At 40.8% G+C, this 19,911-nt stretch carries 20 protein-coding genes and 1 other annotated feature; of the genes, 4 read left to right on the top strand and 16 right to left on the bottom strand.

Going from position 1 to position 19,911, the window contains the following annotated elements; all coding sequences use genetic code 11:
• The first annotated feature begins 55 nt into the window (after nucleotides 1-55).
• Entirely contained in the window at nucleotides 56-640 is a 585-nt protein-coding gene (locus tag ACQKIC_RS06375; RefSeq protein WP_402986274.1) for a 5' nucleotidase, NT5C type, read from the top strand.
• Nucleotides 641-679: 39 nt separating this feature from the next.
• Here ACQKIC_RS06375 and ACQKIC_RS06380 read toward each other — a convergent pair whose 3' ends face one another.
• Genes ACQKIC_RS06380 through ACQKIC_RS06390 form a run of 3 tightly spaced genes read right to left on the bottom strand, consistent with a single transcriptional unit; the run spans nucleotide 680 to nucleotide 2,735 of the window.
• Nucleotides 680-1,102 (bottom strand): Fur family transcriptional regulator, encoded by a 423-nt coding sequence (locus ACQKIC_RS06380; protein WP_427590518.1) that lies wholly within the window; start codon nucleotides 1,100-1,102, stop codon nucleotides 680-682.
• Nucleotides 1,103-1,115: 13 nt separating this feature from the next.
• Complete coding sequence (locus ACQKIC_RS06385) at nucleotides 1,116-1,949, bottom strand: metal ABC transporter permease (RefSeq protein ID WP_402869540.1); 834 nt, start codon at nucleotides 1,947-1,949, stop codon at nucleotides 1,116-1,118.
• Nucleotides 1,950-1,970: 21 nt separating this feature from the next.
• Nucleotides 1,971-2,735, bottom strand: a complete 765-nt coding sequence (locus ACQKIC_RS06390) for a metal ABC transporter ATP-binding protein (protein ID WP_402869541.1) — start codon at nucleotides 2,733-2,735, stop codon at nucleotides 1,971-1,973.
• A 205-nt stretch (nucleotides 2,736-2,940) separates the two neighbouring features.
• On the opposite strand from ACQKIC_RS06390, the gene ACQKIC_RS06395 reads away from it, so the two are divergent.
• Nucleotides 2,941-3,201: a DUF2624 family protein gene (locus ACQKIC_RS06395; RefSeq protein WP_402958434.1), complete on the top strand. Its 261-nt coding sequence runs from the start codon at nucleotides 2,941-2,943 to the stop codon at nucleotides 3,199-3,201.
• An 81-nt stretch (nucleotides 3,202-3,282) separates the two neighbouring features.
• On the opposite strand, the gene ACQKIC_RS06400 is transcribed toward ACQKIC_RS06395, so the two are convergent.
• Both ACQKIC_RS06400 and ACQKIC_RS06405 read right to left on the bottom strand, forming a co-directional pair.
• On the bottom strand, nucleotides 3,283-4,179 hold the full coding sequence (locus ACQKIC_RS06400) for a deoxyribonuclease IV (RefSeq protein WP_402958431.1): 897 nt from the start codon (nucleotides 4,177-4,179) through the stop codon (nucleotides 3,283-3,285).
• Nucleotides 4,180-4,193: 14 nt separating this feature from the next.
• Entirely contained in the window at nucleotides 4,194-5,507 is a 1,314-nt protein-coding gene (locus ACQKIC_RS06405) for a DEAD/DEAH box helicase (protein ID WP_402869550.1), read from the bottom strand.
• A 421-nt stretch (nucleotides 5,508-5,928) separates the two neighbouring features.
• Between ACQKIC_RS06405 and vrrA the strand changes: the two genes are divergently transcribed.
• Both vrrA and ACQKIC_RS06415 read left to right on the top strand, forming a co-directional pair.
• Nucleotides 5,929-6,624 (top strand): VrrA/YqfQ family protein, encoded by a 696-nt coding sequence (vrrA, locus tag ACQKIC_RS06410; RefSeq protein WP_427590520.1) that lies wholly within the window; start codon nucleotides 5,929-5,931, stop codon nucleotides 6,622-6,624.
• 123 nt (nucleotides 6,625-6,747) lie between these two features.
• On the top strand, nucleotides 6,748-7,695 hold the full coding sequence (locus ACQKIC_RS06415) for a 4-hydroxy-3-methylbut-2-enyl diphosphate reductase (RefSeq protein WP_402869554.1): 948 nt from the start codon (nucleotides 6,748-6,750) through the stop codon (nucleotides 7,693-7,695).
• 45 nt (nucleotides 7,696-7,740) lie between these two features.
• Here ACQKIC_RS06415 and ACQKIC_RS06420 read toward each other — a convergent pair whose 3' ends face one another.
• From ACQKIC_RS06420 to glyQ, 11 genes are all read right to left on the bottom strand, one after another.
• Nucleotides 7,741-8,859: a Nif3-like dinuclear metal center hexameric protein gene (locus ACQKIC_RS06420; protein ID WP_427590521.1), complete on the bottom strand. Its 1,119-nt coding sequence runs from the start codon at nucleotides 8,857-8,859 to the stop codon at nucleotides 7,741-7,743.
• Nucleotides 8,856-9,563, bottom strand: coding sequence for a tRNA (adenine(22)-N(1))-methyltransferase (locus tag ACQKIC_RS06425; RefSeq protein ID WP_427590523.1), 708 nt, complete (start codon nucleotides 9,561-9,563; stop codon nucleotides 8,856-8,858). The genes ACQKIC_RS06420 and ACQKIC_RS06425 overlap by 4 nt, the downstream gene beginning before the upstream one ends.
• 193 nt (nucleotides 9,564-9,756) lie before the next feature.
• Entirely contained in the window at nucleotides 9,757-10,125 is a 369-nt protein-coding gene (gene cccA / locus ACQKIC_RS06430) for a cytochrome c550 (protein WP_402869559.1), read from the bottom strand.
• Between the two features lie 234 nt (nucleotides 10,126-10,359).
• Entirely contained in the window at nucleotides 10,360-10,890 is a 531-nt protein-coding gene (locus tag ACQKIC_RS06435; RefSeq protein WP_402958423.1) for a hypothetical protein, read from the bottom strand.
• A gap of 167 nt (nucleotides 10,891-11,057) precedes the next feature.
• Nucleotides 11,058-12,191: an RNA polymerase sigma factor RpoD gene (rpoD, locus tag ACQKIC_RS06440; RefSeq protein ID WP_402869563.1), complete on the bottom strand. Its 1,134-nt coding sequence runs from the start codon at nucleotides 12,189-12,191 to the stop codon at nucleotides 11,058-11,060.
• 35 nt (nucleotides 12,192-12,226) lie between these two features.
• On the bottom strand, nucleotides 12,227-14,035 hold the full coding sequence (gene dnaG / locus ACQKIC_RS06445) for a DNA primase (protein ID WP_402986291.1): 1,809 nt from the start codon (nucleotides 14,033-14,035) through the stop codon (nucleotides 12,227-12,229).
• Between the two features lie 31 nt (nucleotides 14,036-14,066).
• Nucleotides 14,067-14,540, bottom strand: coding sequence for a YaiI/YqxD family protein (locus ACQKIC_RS06450; protein WP_402987336.1), 474 nt, complete (start codon nucleotides 14,538-14,540; stop codon nucleotides 14,067-14,069).
• A 490-nt stretch (nucleotides 14,541-15,030) separates the two neighbouring features.
• A complete protein-coding gene (locus ACQKIC_RS06455) occupies nucleotides 15,031-15,852 on the bottom strand; it encodes a pyruvate, water dikinase regulatory protein (protein WP_402869568.1) in 822 nt (273 codons plus the stop codon).
• Nucleotides 15,853-15,868: 16 nt separating this feature from the next.
• A complete protein-coding gene (locus ACQKIC_RS06460; protein ID WP_402869892.1) occupies nucleotides 15,869-16,507 on the bottom strand; it encodes a helix-turn-helix transcriptional regulator in 639 nt (212 codons plus the stop codon).
• 144 nt (nucleotides 16,508-16,651) lie between these two features.
• Nucleotides 16,652-18,721, bottom strand: coding sequence for a glycine--tRNA ligase subunit beta (gene glyS, locus ACQKIC_RS06465; protein WP_427590524.1), 2,070 nt, complete (start codon nucleotides 18,719-18,721; stop codon nucleotides 16,652-16,654).
• The gene (glyQ, locus tag ACQKIC_RS06470) at nucleotides 18,708-19,604 is read right to left on the bottom strand and encodes a glycine--tRNA ligase subunit alpha (RefSeq protein WP_402869572.1); all 897 of its coding nucleotides are present in this window, start codon (nucleotides 19,602-19,604) and stop codon (nucleotides 18,708-18,710) included. The genes glyS and glyQ overlap by 14 nt, the downstream gene beginning before the upstream one ends.
• Nucleotides 19,605-19,720: 116 nt before the next feature.
• Nucleotides 19,721-19,896, bottom strand: a binding site (T-box leader).
• Between the last annotated feature and the right edge of the window lie 15 nt (nucleotides 19,897-19,911).

Raw genomic sequence — 19,911 nt, forward strand, 5'->3', positions numbered from 1 at the left:
TGTTTGAATATGATACACTAAAATAACTGTTGCTGAAAATGAGGAGAGAATCATCATGAAAAAAAGATTTGGTATCGATATTGACGGGACCATAACAAGACCCGATACCCTAGTTCCCTATTTAAATAAAGCTTTTCAATTAAATTTAGCTTATGAAGACATTAATGAATATGATTTATTCCCTTTCGTCAATGTACCCAAAGAAGACTTCACAAAATGGTTCATCGAAACCGAACCGACCATTTATTCGGAATCCTTAATGGCTGAAGGGGCAAAGGACATTCTCGAGGACTGGATGAAGCACGCTGATTTATATTTCATCAGTGCCAGGAGTGACCGCCTTCTTGATGTAACAAAAGACTGGTTTACGAAGAACCAGGTCCAATACAGTCATCTGGAGTTAGTCGGTTCCCATGATAAAGTCGCCACAGCCAAAAAATACGCCGTGGATCTCTTTCTAGAGGACAAGTATGACAATGCGGTCGCCATTTCTGAAGAATGTAATATCCCTGTCCTTTTATTCAATACACCATATAATCAAGGACCGGTTCCAGAAAGGGTTTTCAGGGTGGATAACTGGATGGAAGCTTCTCAGTGGGTCAACCATTGGCTCTCCGATAAGCCGTTAAGCTTAAAATAGGATCGTAAAAAAACCATTGACAGGAGTCAATGGTTTTTTTTACGATTCTACCGATATACAGACGGGACAACGACCATAAATTTCGAATTTATGACCTGAAACCTCATAGTCCTTCAAACTTTCCTGAAGCTCCTGCATCGGGCATACTTCGATTTCCTTTGTCTTACCACAATTCAAACAAATGAAATGGTGATGATGGGAAGAATGTCCACAAGTGAAGCGAAAATGCTTTTCACCTTCCAATTCAGTTGTCTCAAAGATTCCAAGCTCGACAAACAAGGAAAGATTTCGATAAATTGTATCGAAGCTTAAGCCAGGATAATCTCGCTTCATATTCTCCAGTACATCTTTAGCGGTTAAATATTTATCACTTGAAGAAAAAAGAGCCAGCATTTCCTCTCTTTTTCCTGTATGTTTAAACCCTTTATCTTTAAGTAATTGCATGGCAGTTGTTACGTTCAAAAAATCACCCCACCTATCGATTTTTCCACTTATCCAATAAAATTGATAAGACAAGTATTAGCACTGCGATGATCACGATCGTTCCGCCTGGAGCAAGATCCATATTATAGGATATGAATAGTCCTCCCACGACAGAAATTTCCCCGAATATGACGGAAAAGGCAATCATCTGCTTAAAGCCTTTTGCAAAGCGAAGGCTTGCTGCCACAGGCAATGTCATAAGTGAAGATACCAGTAATATCCCGATAATCTTCATCGATGCAGCAATCACCAATGCCACCATCACGATAAAAATAAAATGAATGGCTTGATATGGGATACCTGAAGCCTTGGCATGTTCTTCATCAAAGGATAGTAAAAATAATTCTTTATATAACAAGGCTAACATCAAAGCGACTGCAATGCCCACTCCCATGATGAGATACAAGTCTGTACGGCTTACTGCACTGACACTTCCGAATAAATAACTGTATAAGTCCGTATTAAAACCATCTGCAACGGAAATGAAAATGACGCTAAGCCCCATGCCGCCAGCCATGATGATGGGTATGGCAAGCTCTTGATAATGCTTGTACACCCCTCTTAACTTTTCAATGAATAACGAACCTCCAACAGAAAAGGCCATCCCTATATAAAGCGGATTCAATCCGGCAAGAGAAAGAAAACTTTTCTGAAGCAATAAACTGAATGCAATTCCTGCTAGCGCTACATGACTAAGTGCATCGGAAATCATCGACATCCGTCTTACCACGACAAAAACGCCTACAAGTGGCGCAATCGCTCCGATGATGATCCCAGTCAAAAAAGCGTTCTGCAGAAATTCAAATTGCAATATCCCCGATATCATTGGGCTATCCTCCAAAACTTATTAATGATTATGGTTTAAAAACTGAACGCCATGTCCGTAAATGGAAGACAATTCTTCCTCATTCAGGCCATTGTATTCGACGGCATCGCCATGAAAATGAAGCACCTTGTTCAAACAGGCAACATGTGTGACTTTATCGGTCACAGTACCGACATCATGTGTAACCAATATTAGGGTAATCCCCAATTTTTTATTTAGCATCTCAAGCATTTCGTAAAACTGATGGACATTTTTTGAATCAACACCAACAGTTGGTTCGTCCAAAATCAACAATTCAGGCTCACTGACAATTGACCGCGCAATAAACACCCTCTGCTGTTGACCTCCGGATAATTCACCGATGTTTCGGTTTTGATACTCGAGCATATCCACTGATTCCAGAGCATCCTTCACCTTTTTCTTGTCTTCTTTGCTTGCGAATTTGAACAGGCCGATTTTTTTTGTCAAACCGCTTTGAACCACTTCAAAAACGGTAGCAGGAAAACCGGAATTGAAGGAATTTGCCTTTTGAGAAACAAACCCTATCTTTTGCCAATCCCTAAAGCGTCGGATATCTTCCCCAAATAAATTAATTTTTCCTTTTTGGAGTTTAAATACACCAAGTAACAACTTCAACAGAGTGGATTTACCGGATCCATTCGGACCGACGATAGCTAAAAAGGCCCCTTTAGGTATTTCAAGTGATACATGCTCCAGCACTAAATCTTTTGTATATTTGTAAGATATATCTTCTAATTTAACGATGGGGTTGATTACATTGTCCAAAACTATCACCTTTTTTTTAAGAATCATTACGATTAACAAAGGTTAGTATAAATCAAAGATGTTCAGAAGTAAAGAATTCGCTCCAGACTTCACATGGTCTAACTGTTAACAAAAACCATACATCCGTAAATTTCCAACAATCCGTAAACTTTCGAGTTCACATACCCTATCTTTCTTCATATGTTTTAAAGGAGGAGGAGATCGTATGAAATTATTCGAAATGATGGTCAACCATAAAATAAATCAGATACGCCCGGATGAACTACTTTCCCTTGCTAAACAACATCAGATTAGTCTAACACAAAAACAGGCAAGTGATATTACTGCACTGCTGGCCGGTAAAAACATCAATATATTCGATATTCGCCAAAGGCAAAACGTTCTTGGTCAAATCACCCAAGTGGCAGGAGCGAATACGGCCCGGGCAATCGAAACCCTTTTCAACAACCTTACCGCCAATATGTAAACAAGGGTCGCCGGCATCATCTAATTTCCTATGTAAAATAAGGGACGATTCATCGACATGCCGATGGATCGTCCCTTCTACTTACATTTGCAACATGATTTTTTCCAGTACACCCTCGTCGAATTGCTGGTTCTTAAGCATATCGATTTCGAATTTATACGGAGCCTTTTTATCCTTCTTGTCTTCTCCTACATAAGGAGTTTCCAGGATTTTTGGAACTTCGCTTAACTGAGGATGATGGACAATGTAATTCAACGCTTTAAAGCCGATATGTCCAAAACCAATATTCTCATGACGGTCCTTATGCGCACCACGGACATTTTTGCTGTCGTTGATATGGAGCACCTTGATTCGTTCAACGCCTATCAACTTATCAAATTCATTCAGGACTCCATCGAAATCTTCGACGATATTGTATCCAGCATCATGTGTATGACACGTATCGAAACATACAGATAGCTTATCGTTATGGATTACACCATCCATGATCATTGCCAATTCTTCGAAAGAACGGCCACATTCCGTACCTTTCCCTGCCATCGTTTCAAGGGCAATTTGCACTTTGTCATCTGTAGAAAGAACCTCATTTAAACCTTCAATGATTCTTTTAATTCCGATTTCAGTGCCTGCACCGACATGGGCACCAGGATGAAGGACGATTTGACCCGAACCGATTGCTTCCGTCCGATCGATTTCACTGCGCAAAAAATTGATTCCCAAGTCGAAAGTAGCTGGATTTGTGGTATTGGCAATATTGATTATATATGGAGCATGTACAACAATATCCGTTATCCCATTCTCCTCCATATGCAGTCTACCTGCTTCAATATTCAAATCCTCTATTTTCTTGCGTCTTGTATTTTGCGGGGCTCCTGTATAAACCATGAATGTATTGGAACCATATAAAGCCGCTTCCTGACTCGCAGCAAGTAGCATATTTTTCCCGCTCATTGAAACATGCGACCCAATCTTCAGCATCTAATTACTCCCTTTTATTTCTTTCTTTGTATGCGGCGTTCGCGTTTTTTAAAGTTTTCCACGTCACGTTGAATTTTCTTCTTGTAACCAGGTTTAACTTTAGACGGCTTCTTAACATGCCTGCTTGCCTTTACATCTATCTCTGATTTTTGTTTCTTACGATTTTTCCGTTTGTTACGTTCGTCTATATCTACCCAATCGCCATTTTGAATATCGGCATCATGGAATTCAATCCCCATCTTTTCAAGGCGGTTCAATGCATCTTCATCAGATGTACCATATATCGTTGCTGCAATTCCTGAGTATCCGGCGCGGGCAGTTCTTCCCGTTCTATGAATGTAGAAGTCCAGGTCCGTCGGTAATTCATAGTTAATGATATGACTGACACCTTCAATATCAATTCCGCGAGAAGCCAAATCAGTAGCGACAATGAATTGATACTCCAGATCATTGATTTGCTTCATCATTTTCTTACGGTCACGAGGCGATAAATCTCCATGGATCCGGCCCACTTTCAATCCCTTTTCAATCAGGGAGTTGGCTACATGATCCGCCATTTTTTTCGTATTGGTGAAAACGATAGCCAAATACGGATTATAACGAACGATGATATCATGTAATAACTGCTCCCTGTTACGGTGACGAAGAGGTATCAGAACATGTTCAATCTTTGCGGCTGTCGCCTGTTTCGGATTAACTTGAACATATTTCGGGTTTTCCATATATTTATTCAAGAATGGCTTTAACTTTTCCGGAATGGTTGCCGAGAAAACAAGCATTTGAATTTTTTCCGCCATACGGGAAGCAAATTGGTCAACATCTTCAAGGAAGCCCATATCGAGCATAAGGTCCGCTTCATCAACCACAAGCATTGTAGCTGTATATACCTGAAGGGCTTGAGCCTCAACCAAATCCTTGATTCTTCCTGGAGTCCCAATGACCAACTGTGGCTGGGTCTTCAATTTATCGATCATACGCTGTTTATCGGTACCACCGATATAGCAACGTACTTGAATTTGCTCATCTTCAGGGAAATGGTCCGCAATTTTCAAAGCTTCTTTGTAGATTTGATTCGCTAACTCACGGGTTGGTGCGGAAATAATCGCTTGAACTTCATTTTTCCCAGCATCAAGCTTGTTCATAATCGGCAGCAAATAGGAATGAGTCTTCCCTGTACCTGTCTGCGACTGTCCAATTAAGCTACTTCCCTTTAAAAGCGACGGGAGCACGCGTTCCTGTATTTCCGTCGGCTTATCGAACCCTAAAGTACGAACTGCATCTAGAATGTAGCTTTTCAAATTAAATCGTTCAAATTGGTTTTGTTTCATCAAATATCTCCTTTATTCTTGTCTTTCATTAGACACGTCTTATTATTATAATAAATTTTATACAAAAAGCGCAAGCGTCTTGGTAGCTCGTGAAGAAAATAGGGATTGGCCCATAAGGCGCTTTTTGCCTTATGTGGTCCATCATCTTTTTCACAGCGAGCTAGACGCTGGAGCTGGATTATACAAAAAGCGCAAGCGCTTTGGTCAGTTCTCTTAATGGACTCTTGCAAAAGAAAAGCACCTGTCCTGGTCATAGCGTATCCCCCGCAGACATGGAGCAAAAAGACTACCGTTACCATCTTACCTTCTTTCCGACCACTTCACAACATTCCATCTATCCTTTCCTCAAACCTTTTTTACCATGCTGCATAATTTATAGGGAAGAACACATCAATACCTAAACCATAAAGAGGTGAAACCTATGTTCCAAGATAGAAACCGTTCCCCCGGTCCTGGATTCCAGCAACCTAATAATGGCCAAAGGATGCAGCAACCAAGACCCTTCAGGGGACCACAGTACCCAAACAGCAACCCTTTTCAGCCAATGAGGCCGCCTCAAGGAAGACCACAAGGACCACCGGGACCTCAACAAGGCTTCCGTGGAGGAGCCCCCTTCAATCAACAACAAAGACCAGAACAGCAACTTCCTAAGAAAGAAGGGATTTTAGCCAAGCTTCTAGGTAGGTCCAAACAACAAAATGCCGCTCCCCCAAACTTATTCGCACCAGCCAATTCCACTACCACTAGTTCTTCAAGAAGTAGTGGCGGCGGCATCCTGGAGAACTTAACCAAACCCGATTCACTCAACAATATGCTAAACAACACCCAAAAGGTATTGCAAGCGGCCGAGCAATTCACGCCAATGGTGCAGCAGTATGGGCCAGTAATTAAAAACCTCCCCTCCATGTGGAAGGTGTTCCGCAGCATATCATCAAGTGAAGAAACGGAAAAACCAGCAGAAGAAAACACCAATTTAACCACTTCTCCCAAGATTCAGGAACCCGAACCCGCTGTGAATAGCGATAAGCCAAAAATCGAATTAAACGTAGAACCGGCTGCCGAGGCTCTCCCCAAAAAGACAAGGAATCGATCATCCGGACCTAAACTTTATATTTAAACCATTATAAATTTGCGCCCGTGGCATCATTCATGAAATACGATATTTTGTAAAATCATCTATGGTCTTATATAATAGAAGGGAATACGCGTAAGTTTCTTGCCTTTGAAGGAGGACACATAGATGAAAGTAAATAAAATCTCCCCGCGGGGCTATTGCTATGGAGTAGTTGATGCCATGGTTATTGCCAGGAATGCGGCTTTAGATAAAACCTTGCCACGCCCTATTTACATTTTAGGAATGATCGTTCATAACAAGCACGTTACCGATGCTTTTGAAGAAGAGGGGATCATAACGCTAGATGGCAGTAACCGAAATGAAATCATCAATCAGGTGGAAACGGGAACTGTCATCTTTACCGCTCACGGCGTTTCCCCTGAGATTCGGAAGATTGCGAAGGAAAAAGGCCTTGTCACCCTTGATGCTACTTGTCCTGACGTTACCGCTACACATGACTTGATCAGGGAAAAAGAATCGGAAGGGTATCAAATCATCTATATCGGCAAAAAAGGACATCCTGAGCCAGAGGGAGCAGTTGGGGTAGCCCCTGATGTCGTTCACCTCGTGCAAAATGCTGAAGATGTCGAAGCCTTATCATTGAATAGTGAAAAGATCATTGTGACCAATCAAACGACAATGAGTCAATGGGATGTCCTGGACATCATGGAGAAGGTGAAGGAAAAGTTCCCCCATTCTGAGGTCCATAAAGAAATCTGTTTAGCCACACAGGTCCGTCAAGAGGCCGTAGCACAACAAGCTGGAGAAGCGGATGTCCTTATCGTCGTCGGTGACCCAAAAAGCAATAACTCCAATCGGCTTGCACAAGTATCCGAAGAAATTGCAGGAACCACGGCTTATCGCATAGCCGATATTTCCGAACTGAACCTCGAATGGTTAAAAGATGCCAAAACGGTGGCTGTCACTTCGGGAGCTTCGACGCCTACTCCTATAACGAAAGAGGTCATTAGATTCCTTGAACAATATGAACCTACTGACGAATCGACATGGGATACGGAAAAGAAAACACCCTTGCATAAAATATTACCTAAAATCAAAGTAAAGAAAGCCTGAAAAAAAGGCAGCCACAAATGGTAGTGGCTGCCTTTTTCTATCCTTTTATATAAATGTAAAAGGATCTGTATTGAGCTCAGAAGGTATGAATTCTACTTCCAAATTTTTATTGACGCACATCTCATTCAAGATTCGAGCTACACCTTTTTTCATCACTTTCTCAACATTATGGCCCGGATCCACGATATTCAATCCAATCATCATGGCGTCGTGAGCCGTATGATAATACATATCACCCGTTACATACACATCGGCACCTTTAAACTTAGCGGTCGTGAAGTATTTATTTCCATCACCGCCAAGAACGGCAACTTTTTTTATGGTACTGTTCAGGTCTCCAACTACACGGACATTCTCCACTTCGAGAGTCTCTTTAACATGCTCGGCAAATTGTCCAAGGGACATTTCTTCTGCAAGAACCCCGATTTTGCCTAGCCCCAAGGATTCGCCTTTGTTTTCCAACTTATAAATATCATAAGCCACTTCTTCATATGGATGGGCTTTAATCATCGCAGAAAGTATTTTTTTTTCAATGGGTTCAGGGAATATGGTTTCAATTCGCACTTCTGAAACCCTTTCAATCTTGCCTCGTGTACCAATCGACGGTTCACTACCTTCCCCGGGTAAAAACCTGCCTGTACCCTCAACTGTAAACGAACAGTAGCTGTAATTCCCTAGCGAACCGGCTCCTGCCTTACCCAAGGCTTCCCTTACCTTTTGTTCGTCCTCTTTTGGTACATACACCACTAATTTTCTTAGAGGGATTTCATGGGTAGGGACAAGGACCTCTGTATTTTGTAATTGCAATGCATCAGCAAGTAAATCATTTACACCGCCCTTGGCTATGTCCAAGTTAGTATGTGCGGCATAAACGGCAATATCATGCTTGATCAATTTCTCGATGATTCGGCCACTAGCCTTAGCTGTATCTATTTTCTTCAACGGCCGATAAATCAAGGGATGATGGGCAATGATCAGTTCGACACCTTTTTCTATCGCTTCATCCACCACTTCTTCCAGGACATCAAGTGCAATCATCACTTTTGAAACGGGCTTATTCAATTCCCCGACATGTAGTCCAATTGGATCCCCCTCCATTGCGTATCGTTTCGGAGAGAACTGTTCGAACATTTCAATAATCTGCATACCATTAGCTGTTTTCATCGTTTAAGCACCTCCTCAATGAATGAAATTTGCACTTCCATTTCCTTGCGCTTCGTTTCTAAGCCACTTCGGCCACTCGCATCCAATTGCTCAATGATTCTTTCGAAGTGCGCCTTCTCATGTTGCCATTTCTTTATGAAAGTATCACTGAATTTCTTTAACAGGAATGGCCCGAACATAAGCCCAACTTGCTTATTTTCATGATAGGGCTGAAGAGGATCCCCTTTTTTCGCAATCAAGATTTCATAGATCTTTCCATCTTCCTCCAGAATATCTTCATCGATTAATTCCCAACCGTTATCAATTAGCCAATTACGAACGTTTAGGGCTCCTACATTGGGCTGAAGAATGAGTCTCTCCACCTTCCCCAACTTTTTTTTCCCATTTTCCAATATACTAGCGATTAATGTACCGCCCATTCCTGCGATAGTAACACATGTAGCTTCATCCGGTTTTAATACCTCAAGCCCATCGCCTTTACGGACTTCTATGAGGTCCTCTAATCGCGTTCCCTTCACTTGTTTAAGGGCAGACTGATAGGGACCTTCCACAACTTCACCCGCTATCGCACGGTCACAGAGCCCATTGGATACAGCATAGCAAGGCAGGTAAGCATGATCGGAACCGATATCGGCCAGAATGCTCCCTTTCGGTATATGTAACGCGACATTTTCTAATCTCTTTGATAATTTCTCGTGATTCATTATACTATCAACTCTCTTATTTCAAATTCATATTTATATCATTTCATTTCCCATTTCGATTATAACAAGTTCCAAGGAAAAATTACAGAACGAGGACAACATGGGGGGATCCATCAGGGAAAAGGAGGAGAATACCGAAGATAAAAGAAAAGCTGATTCAAAAACGAATGTACGTTTTGAATCAGCTTCCTGCTTATTTTAATCCGTGAATATACTTTGCCATGGCATCGAGATTCGATTCGTCAACTAAACCAGCAGGCATAGCTCCTCGTCCATTAGCGATGACTTCTTTGACTTCATCTTCGGATAAACGGTCGGCAACACCCTTAAGGGCAGGTCCGACTCCACCTTGATAGGCATCACCATGACATGAAATGCAATTCTGTTTATAAATGTCTTCAGGTGAGGATGAGGCACTTTCCGTTTCCTCTGTTTTTTCTCCGCCTTCTTTTTCTTTAGCAAGATCTTTGGCATCTCCTAAACCTTTGAATGAAAGTAAAAACATAAGTCCAATACCAAAAACCATGATAATAATAAAAGGCATAACTGGATTGCGATTCATAGTATTTCCTCCTCTATGTAGAACCTAAACTTACCATATTTAATATTATATACAAATTACTATATATTATTTTACTTGAAAAGAGTTTCAAGTAAAACCCCAAAAATAGAAGATATTATATTTTTTCTCAAATTTGTCAAAAATTTATGTATATTTACGAACAATTTTGACTTTTCTTGGATTATTTCCATAATACCCCTATTCATGATAAAACAAACAAGCATCTGTTTTTAATTATATCAATAAAAAGTAAGCTATTACAACTAATCCCAAAATTCCAGATATCGAAAAATAGAGCAGCTTATATTTTTGGCCAATCCATAACCATAACCCACAGTTGAAAAATAAGCCTATATACAGGATACTCCTCTTTCCAGCAGCGATTAGCTCGGTTACTTGCACTGTTTCCACTAACACTAACAATAACAATCCTATTAAAGATAATAGTAAAAGGAGTTTCGTGTTCTTGAAGCGTCGAAGAAAGAAAAGAAAAGCAAGGATGGAGAAAGTTGTCACGACTATTTGCATTGTGTTGGATATTTCAGTAAAATAATTCAAAAATATATTAATTAAAAAAAGAGCACCCATTGCAATCCCATTAATCCATTCTTTTTTACGGCTTTTGCTTTTCTGAGGGGTAACAGGTTGTGCCTCCCCCTGGCTATATAAGGCTAGTAAGTAATTGCAATATTGTTCTGGGAGCATGCGACTTTGCTTCCAAGAGTTAATTTCTTGAATGATGATTTTCTTTCTTGTTTCATCCATGAATACACTTCCTCATGCGTACTGTGTTTTTTTATTTTTCGGTTAATCCTGCCTGTCGGATTTGGTGTTGATTTCCTTTAAAGGATTATTCTCCACACCAATGGCTGAAAAAAAGAGCCACTCCCGAACGCTGGGCATTCAAAGAGGGCTCTGTAAAGGGCGTTATTCTATTCTAGGAAATCTTTCAAGCGTTTACTGCGGCTTGGATGTCTAAGCTTTCGTAGTGCCTTAGCTTCGATTTGACGGATACGCTCGCGGGTTACGCCAAACACCTTACCTACCTCTTCAAGAGTGCGTGTACGACCATCATCAAGTCCGAAGCGAAGTCTCAAGACATTCTCTTCACGATCAGTCAGTGTATCTAACACATCTTCAAGTTGTTCTTTCAACAATTCGTATGCAGCATGTTCAGATGGAGAAGTCGCATCTTGGTCTTCAATGAAATCACCTAAGTGTGAATCATCTTCTTCACCAATTGGGGTTTCCAATGAAACAGGCTCCTGAGCAATCTTCAAGATTTCACGAACCTTTTCCGGAGTTAAATCCATATCCTCTGCAATTTCCTCTGGAGATGGTTCACGTCCAAGATCTTGAAGAAGCTGTCTTTGTACCCTGATTAATTTATTGATGGTCTCAACCATATGCACCGGTATCCTGATCGTTCTTGCTTGGTCAGCAATCGCACGAGTGATGGCCTGACGAATCCACCAAGTTGCATAGGTACTGAACTTGTACCCTTTGCGGTAATCGAATTTCTCTACCGCTTTGATAAGACCCATATTTCCTTCTTGAATCAAGTCAAGGAAAAGCATACCGCGTCCTACGTAACGTTTGGCTATGCTGACTACCAGACGTAGATTGGCTTCGGCTAGACGGCGTTTTGCCTCTTCGTCCCCTTCCTCGATTCGCATCGCTAAAGAGATTTCCTCTTCTGCAGATAAAAGGTCGACCCGACCGATCTCTTTCAAGTACATCCGGACAGGATCATTAATCTTAACACCAGGAGGAACACTTAAGTCATTTAAGTCAAACTCTTCTTCTTTAGCAAGTTTTTTGGAATCCGGATCATCTTCATCCTCTTCTTCCTCACCATCCGTGAGAATCTCGATTCCATTTTCAGCTAGCACCTCATAGAACTCATCCATTTGATCGGAATCTAATTCGAAACCGCCAATTTTTTCGGCAATTTTTTCTAAGGTCAAAGAGCCTCTTTTCTTACCTAGCTCTATTAATTTTTCTTTAACCTGCTCAAGGCTAAATTCATTATCAACTTGTTTGGAACGTGCTGGTTTTTCAGCCATTAGTTCCCCTCCTTCCAGGTCTTACACCTAAACAACTACAACATTTTGCGCAACTTAATGATTTCCATTGCAATTCTGGCGGCAGCTTTAGGATCGCTGCGTCTCACTGCATCTTTTTCTTCTGCCTGTTTTTCTTTTATCTTTAACATCTTTTCATATTTCAACACTTGATTTATACAATCAGTCAGTTCTTTATCGGAAACTTCCTCATTAACTGACATCATTTCTATTTCCGAAACGATCCTTCTCAAGTTTGGATCCGGCAAATAAGTAAGGAAAAAGCTTGGATCAGGCTCGTGTCCATCTTCATAGAAAGCATATAAATAGGTGATGATGGCCTGATGTTCATCTACATGAAAGAGTGTTTGTCCAAGCAACTGTTGAATCTTATAAGTCATTTCCCTGCTTTTCAGCATATGGGCCATCAACTTAATTTCAGCATTGTGATGAGCAGGTTTTAATTTATGCTCATACTGAAGGGTCATTTTCTTTTGAGCAGCAGGTTGTGGCAGTGTACCCTTTTTACGTTCCGCAAAAAATACCTGTCGTTGCTGCTGTTCAAGCGCATCCAACGAAAGTGTAAACTCGGAGGATAGCTGCCTAAGATAATGATCCCGCTCCACTGCACTTGGCAAACGAGAAATTTCTTTAAGGACTTCTTCGATATATTGAATTCGATCTCCTTCATTATTTACATTTTTTCCTCGACGTAAATAATGCATCTTGAATGCCATGTAGGTTAAACTGGCCCCTATTACCTCAGAAACAAAGCTTTTCTCACCAAATTCCTTTATGTAGTCATCGGGGTCCATATTATCAGGCATAAGTGCTACCTTAACGGTAAAATCCGTTTCCTGTAGCATGTTAACTGCGCGGTTAGCTGCATTCAAACCAGCCGAATCCGAATCATAACAGATTAAAACCTGGTCCGTATTTCTTTTTAAAAGTTGAATGTGCTGATCGGTTAGAGCGGTCCCCATCGTAGCAACCGAATTCTCCACTCCGGCACGGACTGCGGAAATACAGTCGGCAAAACCTTCGAAAATTACAACTTGTTCCTTCTTGCGAATGTGCGGTCTTGCTTGATGGAAATTATATAAAGTTTTACTTTTATTAAAGATTGGGGTCTCGGGGCTATTCAAGTATTTGGGCTCATCGTCCCCCATTGCTCTACCCGAAAACGCAATCGTATTCCCTTGATGATCCATAATTGGAAACATGACTCTATTTCTAAAACGGTCAAAGTATGACTCATCTTTTTCCCTGTAAATAATCAACCCAGCCTGCTCCATAAATTCTGGCGGGAAACCCCTTTTTAAAAGAAACTTGGAAACAAAATCCCAAGAATCCAGTGAGTAACCAATTTGGAACTTTTCAATCGTTTCTTCGGTAAATCCTCTATTAAGGAGATACTCCAAAGCTTCTTGGCCTTCCTTGGTATTTACAAGAAGATGATGGTAAAACTTTCGAAGCAAGTCATGGGCTTCAAGCATCTGTTGAGAACCAGCCGGCATATTAGATCGTTGGGAGTCCTTATTTATTTCAATGTCCAAAGGTATATTCCCTTTTTCAGCCAGGACCTTTGCAGATTCCACAAAATTATACCCTTCGATATCCATTAAGAAAGTGAAAATATTCCCACCTGCACCACAGCCGAAACAATGGAAAATCTGCTTCTCTGCGGAAACAGAAAATGATGGTGAGTTTTCACCATGGAAAGGACAAAGCCCGAAATAATTCCGTCCTTGCTTCTTCAGCTGGACATATTCTCCAATCAAGTCGACGATGTCCACTGCTTCTCGGATCTGATTTATCTTTTCATCTTCTATACGACCATTTGTCATTTTTTCACCTTGCGATTTTGGTGATAGTTTTTTAATTCGATATTGAATTCTGATTCCCTGCAAAATTCGACAAAATTTTCAAAAGTTTATTTGTAAAACATATTTTGTCATCCTTTGTAAAGGCTTTCGGTCCTTTCGTATGCTTCCCCTGCCTGCGAAGTTTCGCTGACTGGTAGCGCATATCGAGAAGCATGAAAATATTCTCATTTGTATATTCTTTTCCCCTCGGAGATAGAACATAAACGCTTTTAGGAAGCAGGGTACCAGCTAATCCAATATCAGCAGTAATAACAATATCACCCTTTTTTACAGAATTCACTATATAAAGATCTGCTGCTTCTTTATCTGCATCGACGTATACCCATTTGCCTTCAGGGTTGTTCATCATATTTTTATATGATGCAACAAAACAGACATCGACATCGCATTGTCTTGCACAATGAAGAATCTCATCTTTCACCGGACATGCATCGGCGTCAACATGTATTATTGGTTTATTTATCATACCTTTTAATTCTACATCATTCTGCATAATCCTTTTTTCTCCCCTAAACTTTATCGAGATATAATGAAACTTCCAAACACTTATCCTGAAGTCATTCGCAAGAATATACAAACGGTATCCTCTAAACAAGTGTTACACCCTATTTTGCCTCATCAATTATACTGAATGTGTCGAATTTTTTTATGATAAAAAACTTGACTTCTTATAATCCTTAGTTTATTCCTTAATAACCAAGTCTAAACCTCAAGATTACTTTTTTCTCACAATTTTTTATTATAATCTATTTTTTAAAAAGATGCTACCAATTAGATTCTGAATTTCAAACATCTAAAAAGTGGGTTGTGAATTGTTTAACAAAAGAGGAATTATGTAAGTGTCATCCATGTTTTACATTTAAAACCCAACAAACCTTGAGCATGAAAATGTGAGCCGACACTAAAAGTGTCCAGCTCACATTTTGATTAATCTCAATTTTAAGAATAAGAGAAATCTACCGATTTTTATTTTGAAGAATATTCATAATTAAGTTGGCCGTTTCTTCGACAGCTTTATTCGTAACATCAATGATTGGGCAGTCGAGCCTTGAAATAATTTTATCAAAGTATGTCAACTCTTCTTTGATTCGTTCCACATTCGCATATATAGCATGATCATTGAGTCCAAGTGACTTCAATCGCTCTTTCCGAATATGATTTAACTTTTCAGGACTTATTTTCAACCCAATGCATTTTTCAGGCGGGACCAGGAATAGTTCTTCTGGCGGCTCTACCTCTGGTACTAAAGGAACATTGGCCACTTTATAGCGTTTATGAGCTAAATATTGGGACAAAGGTGTTTTGGACGTGCGAGAAACACCAACCAACACGATATCCGCACGTAAAATCCCACGTGGATCCCGTCCATCGTCGTATTTTACAGCAAATTCAATGGCTTCCACACGTTTGAAATAATCATCGTCAAGTTTTCTTACGAGCCCCGGCTCATTAAGAGGTCCTTTAGATGTTCTTTCCTGAAGGATATCCATGAGCGGTCCTAAAATGTCATAAGCAGACAGGTTTTCTTTTTCCACCTGTGCTTTCATGTAGTCTCTAATAGCAGGCTTCACAAGAGTGTAGGCGATGATTGCCCCATCTAATTTGGCCAGTGAAATTACTTCATCCACGTTATGTTCATCTTCAATATACGGAATTCGTTTAATAGTAAAAGCGGAACTAGAAAACTGACTAGCCGCAGCTTTAGTAACTAACTCCGCTGTTTCCCCAACTGAATCCGATACAACATATATAATAGAACCGTTCATATTCTCCGTCATTCCTTTGCAAGCCCCCCTAATAGCCTTCATCAGCTAAAGCTACGAATGCTTTTGTTATATTGGTTTTCGTCACTCTTCCAATTACCTCATAGCCTTTTTCTGTTTCTTTGACGACAGGTAATGAATCAATTTGTTTCTCAATCAATTTTTTGGCAACATCGATCAATAAATCTTCTTTAGTACACATTGTAATGTTAGGCATCCTTGTCATGATGATATTGACCGGGATGGAATTCAGTTCTTGTTTCCCAATACTTGCACGGAGCAAGTCTTTTCTGGACAGTACCCCTACGAGTAAAGCATGCTTATCCACTACGAACATAGTGCCGACATCTTCTAAAAACATCATGACAATCGCATCGTAAACAGATATACCCTCGTCCACAACGACAGGGATCGATTGATGGTCCCGAACATACAGATGGTTCAGACTATCTGTCAATAGCTGTGTACCCGAGCGACCTGTATAGAAATACCCGACACGTGGACGTGCATCTAGAAAACCGGCCATCGTTAAGATAGCCAAATCCGGACGAAGCGTCGCCCTCGTTAAGCTTAACCTATCTGCAATATGCTCTCCAGTAATCGGTCCATTCTCTTTAACAATTTGTAAAATCTGTTCCTGACGTTTATTCAATTGAATTGTAATCACCACCCTACTGCTTTTCGCAGAGTAAAGTAACAAAGGATCTTCATATAACGATTATATACTATATCATTTGATAAAAGCAGTTTTCATCTCTATTAGTTGTAATAATCGGAAACCCTTCATAAAAAGGGTCCCGATCATTTCATTGGATTAAGAAAGGATTATTTTGTTCACAGCCCCAAAGCTGGAAACTAAATCACTAATTTCTTTCATAAGGGATAAACGATTATTACGTACGGCTTCATCTTCCGCCATGACCATTGTATGCTCGAAATAAGCCTCTATTTCGCTTTGAAGCGATATAAGCTGTTCGAAATGCTCCATCTCATCATTCGTTTCGGCATAGGCTGAAGCAACCGTTCCAAATTTCTCATACAACGCTTTTTCTTCTACATTTTCAAAAGCAGCCGGGTTCACTGTCACCTTATTATCGCATTTCCCAGCGATATTCATGACACGGCTTAACGCCTCAAGACTTTCTTTAAAGCCGGCTTCCTCTTTCTTTGCTTCTAATACCTGAGAGCGTTCAACAACAGAATGGATATAACCAATTTCATTAGCCAAAACAGCATCGATTAAATCATAGCGAATGTGTAGTTCCTGAAGCAAATGCTTCACACGGGCTTTAAAGAATGTATGCATATCCGCTTTTACATCATCCATATCACGTTTCAAGAGGCCTTTTGCTTCAAGTCCTTTAAGACCCAAAGTGATAAGTTCCTCCAGTGTGATATCCCACTTTTTCTCCGCTAGAATTTGAACGACTCCACTTGCTTGTCTTCTTAAAGCATATGGATCTTGAGAACCGGTAGGGATCACTCCGATGGCGAAGAATGATGCCAGTGTATCAATTTTTTCCGCTACGCTCACAAGTGCCCCGATTAAGGATGGAGGTACATCGTCATCTGCATGTCGTGGCATATAATGTTCATTGATCGCTGTTGCCACTTCTTTCGCTTCACCTTTTAGAAGGGCATACTTTTCACCCATGTACCCTTGTAATTCAGGGAACTCATAAACCATATGACTCACTAAATCAAACTTGGCTATTTCTGCAGCACGTAGCGCCAATTCTTTATCCACTTTCAGTTTCAAGGCATCCACCAATGCTCCGGTTACCTCTGTTACACGTTCAGTTTTCTCGGCTAGAGTACCGATTTCTTCATGGTAAACGATGCTATCCAGCTTTTTCAAAGCATCAGCAATCTCTTTTTTCTGATCTTCTTTGTAGAAGAAAGCTGCATCCGATAAACGGGCACGCAATACTTTTTCGTTGCCTTTGGATACCATATCCAGGTGACGGTCATCCCCATTTCGAACGGTAACGAAGAAAGGAAGCAACTTTCCATCTTGATCTTTTACAGGGAAATACCGTTGATGTTCCTTCATCGATGTAATCAGCACCTGAGAAGGCAATTCAAGGAATTCTTCTTCAAAACGGCCAAATAACACCGTTGGATATTCAACCAAGTTATTTACCTCTTCCAGAAGATTTTCATCGACCGGGATGATCCAGCCATTCTCCTGTTCCAGGTTTTTGATTTGATCTAAGATCACGGTACGGCGTTTGTCTGGATTGACCATGACAAATTGTTCGTTAAGTGACTTTTCATACTGGTCAGGAGTTTCAATAACTGTACTTTCACCTAAAAAGCGATGACCTTTCGTTTCTCGGCCTGTTTCTACTTCAGCTATGGTAAAAGGTACTACTTCTTTACCGAACAAAGCAATTAACCATTTAATCGGACGGACGAAGCGAAGGTCCTGGTTGGCCCAACGCATATTTTTCGGGAAGGTCATGCCAGTTATGATTTCTTGTAGCTCCGCCAATAACTGAGCTGTCGGTTGCCCCTTGATGAATTTATTCACATGGACATATTCCACACCTTTAAGTTCTTTGAAATAAATATCCTCAGCCGTCATGCCTTGTCCTCTTACAAAACCTAACGCTGCTTTAGACCAGTTGCCTTCGGCGTCCAAAGCGATCTTCTTAGCCGGTCCTTTTACTTCTTCTTCAATGTCCTTTTGTGATTCCGCAACATCTTTTACCAATATCGCCAAACGTCTTGGTGTTGAAAATGCTTCGACTTCACCAAATTCAATCGCTTTTTGTGTCAACCACTTTTGTACTTTGTCGGATAACTGTTTCATAGAAGCTGTAACAAATCGAGCCGGTAGCTCCTCCAACCCAATTTCCAATAACAAATCACGCTTGCTCATTTGTTTTCTCCCCTTTCACTTTCAGGATCGGGAAGCCTAATTTTTCCCGCTCTTCATAAAAAGTTTTGGCAACCTTACGCGCTAAATTACGACAACGGGCAATATAACCCGTTCTTTCCGTTACTGAAATGGCACCTCTGGCATCCAGCAGATTGAACGTATGGGAACACTTCAATACATAGTCATAAGCCGGATGTACAAGACCTTCCTCCATTTGACGATGCGCTTCCTTTTCATACATCGTGAAAAGTTCGAACAGCATATCAAGGTTGGATGTCTCGAATGTATATTTTGAATGCTCGTATTCCGGTTGGCCAAAGATGTCACGAACAGTAAATCCATCCGTCCATTCAAGTTCAAAGACATTTTCTTTGTCTTGGATGTATGAAGCCAAACGTTCAATTCCGTATGTAATTTCGACGGAGACTGGTTTACACTCTAGTCCACCAACTTGCTGGAAATAGGTGAATTGGGTAATCTCCATTCCATCCAACCATACTTCCCATCCTAGACCCGCACAGCCAAGGGATGGATTTTCCCAGTTATCCTCAACAAAGCGAATGTCGTGCTCCAATGGATTGATGCCTAGCTTCCGTAATGACTCCAAATAAAGTTCTTGAATATTATCCGGAGAAGGCTTCATGATCACTTGAAATTGATGATGTTGATAAAGACGGTTAGGATTCTCTCCATACCGGCCGTCTGCAGGACGTCTTGAAGGCTCCACGTAAGCAACACTCCAGGGTTCTGGCCCAATTGCTCTAAGGAAGGTATAAGGACTCATCGTCCCGGCACCTTTTTCGACATCATAAGCATTCATTAAGATACAGCCTTGCTCAGACCAATGCTTTTGCAAAGTTAAAATCATATTTTGAATATTCATCGTACACCTCCAGATTATTTAAAGCGGCTTACTAAATTTCAGATTCAGGGGCGGGAAGCATCTTTTGCCTAGGATTCCTCAAGGCAAACAAAAAACTCCCGTCCCTATGCGTAATGCATAGGGACGAGAGTTTACCCGCGGTTCCACCCTAATTGCCGTTATGAAACGGCCTCTTTTCAAACCTAATCATGCTCCGGAACGCCCTTCCCTGTGTCTTCATATCCCGGCTTGCACCATCCCGGGTTCGCTTTTATGAATTAAAACAGGTACTCTCTTCCATCGACGCATTCTTCTTATTTTGATGATT

Source organism: Peribacillus sp. NPDC046944 (assembly GCF_050272735.1).
Classification (GTDB): Bacteria; Bacillota; Bacilli; order Bacillales; family DSM-1321; genus Peribacillus.

Coding starts and splice junctions, on each gene's coding strand:
- glyS (WP_427590524.1), bottom strand. CDS start 18,721: ATGAGCAAGCGTGATTTGTTATTGGAAATTGGGTTGGAGGAGCTACCG.
- ACQKIC_RS06420 (WP_427590521.1), bottom strand. CDS start 8,859: ATGAAAACAGCTAATGGTATGCAGATTATTGAAATGTTCGAACAGTTC.
- ACQKIC_RS06385 (WP_402869540.1), bottom strand. CDS start 1,949: ATGATATCGGGGATATTGCAATTTGAATTTCTGCAGAACGCTTTTTTG.
- dnaG (WP_402986291.1), bottom strand. CDS start 14,035: ATGACAAATGGTCGTATAGAAGATGAAAAGATAAATCAGATCCGAGAA.
- glyQ (WP_402869572.1), bottom strand. CDS start 19,604: ATGAATATTCAAAATATGATTTTAACTTTGCAAAAGCATTGGTCTGAG.
- ACQKIC_RS06455 (WP_402869568.1), bottom strand. CDS start 15,852: ATGACGGAGAATATGAACGGTTCTATTATATATGTTGTATCGGATTCA.
- ACQKIC_RS06450 (WP_402987336.1), bottom strand. CDS start 14,540: ATGATAAATAAACCAATAATACATGTTGACGCCGATGCATGTCCGGTG.
- cccA (WP_402869559.1), bottom strand. CDS start 10,125: ATGAATCGCAATCCAGTTATGCCTTTTATTATTATCATGGTTTTTGGT.
- ACQKIC_RS06415 (WP_402869554.1), top strand. CDS start 6,748: ATGAAAGTAAATAAAATCTCCCCGCGGGGCTATTGCTATGGAGTAGTT.
- ACQKIC_RS06405 (WP_402869550.1), bottom strand. CDS start 5,507: ATGAAACAAAACCAATTTGAACGATTTAATTTGAAAAGCTACATTCTA.
- rpoD (WP_402869563.1), bottom strand. CDS start 12,191: ATGGCTGAAAAACCAGCACGTTCCAAACAAGTTGATAATGAATTTAGC.
- ACQKIC_RS06425 (WP_427590523.1), bottom strand. CDS start 9,563: ATGAATCACGAGAAATTATCAAAGAGATTAGAAAATGTCGCGTTACAT.
- ACQKIC_RS06395 (WP_402958434.1), top strand. CDS start 2,941: ATGAAATTATTCGAAATGATGGTCAACCATAAAATAAATCAGATACGC.
- ACQKIC_RS06400 (WP_402958431.1), bottom strand. CDS start 4,179: ATGCTGAAGATTGGGTCGCATGTTTCAATGAGCGGGAAAAATATGCTA.
- vrrA (WP_427590520.1), top strand. CDS start 5,929: ATGTTCCAAGATAGAAACCGTTCCCCCGGTCCTGGATTCCAGCAACCT.
- ACQKIC_RS06375 (WP_402986274.1), top strand. CDS start 56: ATGAAAAAAAGATTTGGTATCGATATTGACGGGACCATAACAAGACCC.
- ACQKIC_RS06435 (WP_402958423.1), bottom strand. CDS start 10,890: ATGGATGAAACAAGAAAGAAAATCATCATTCAAGAAATTAACTCTTGG.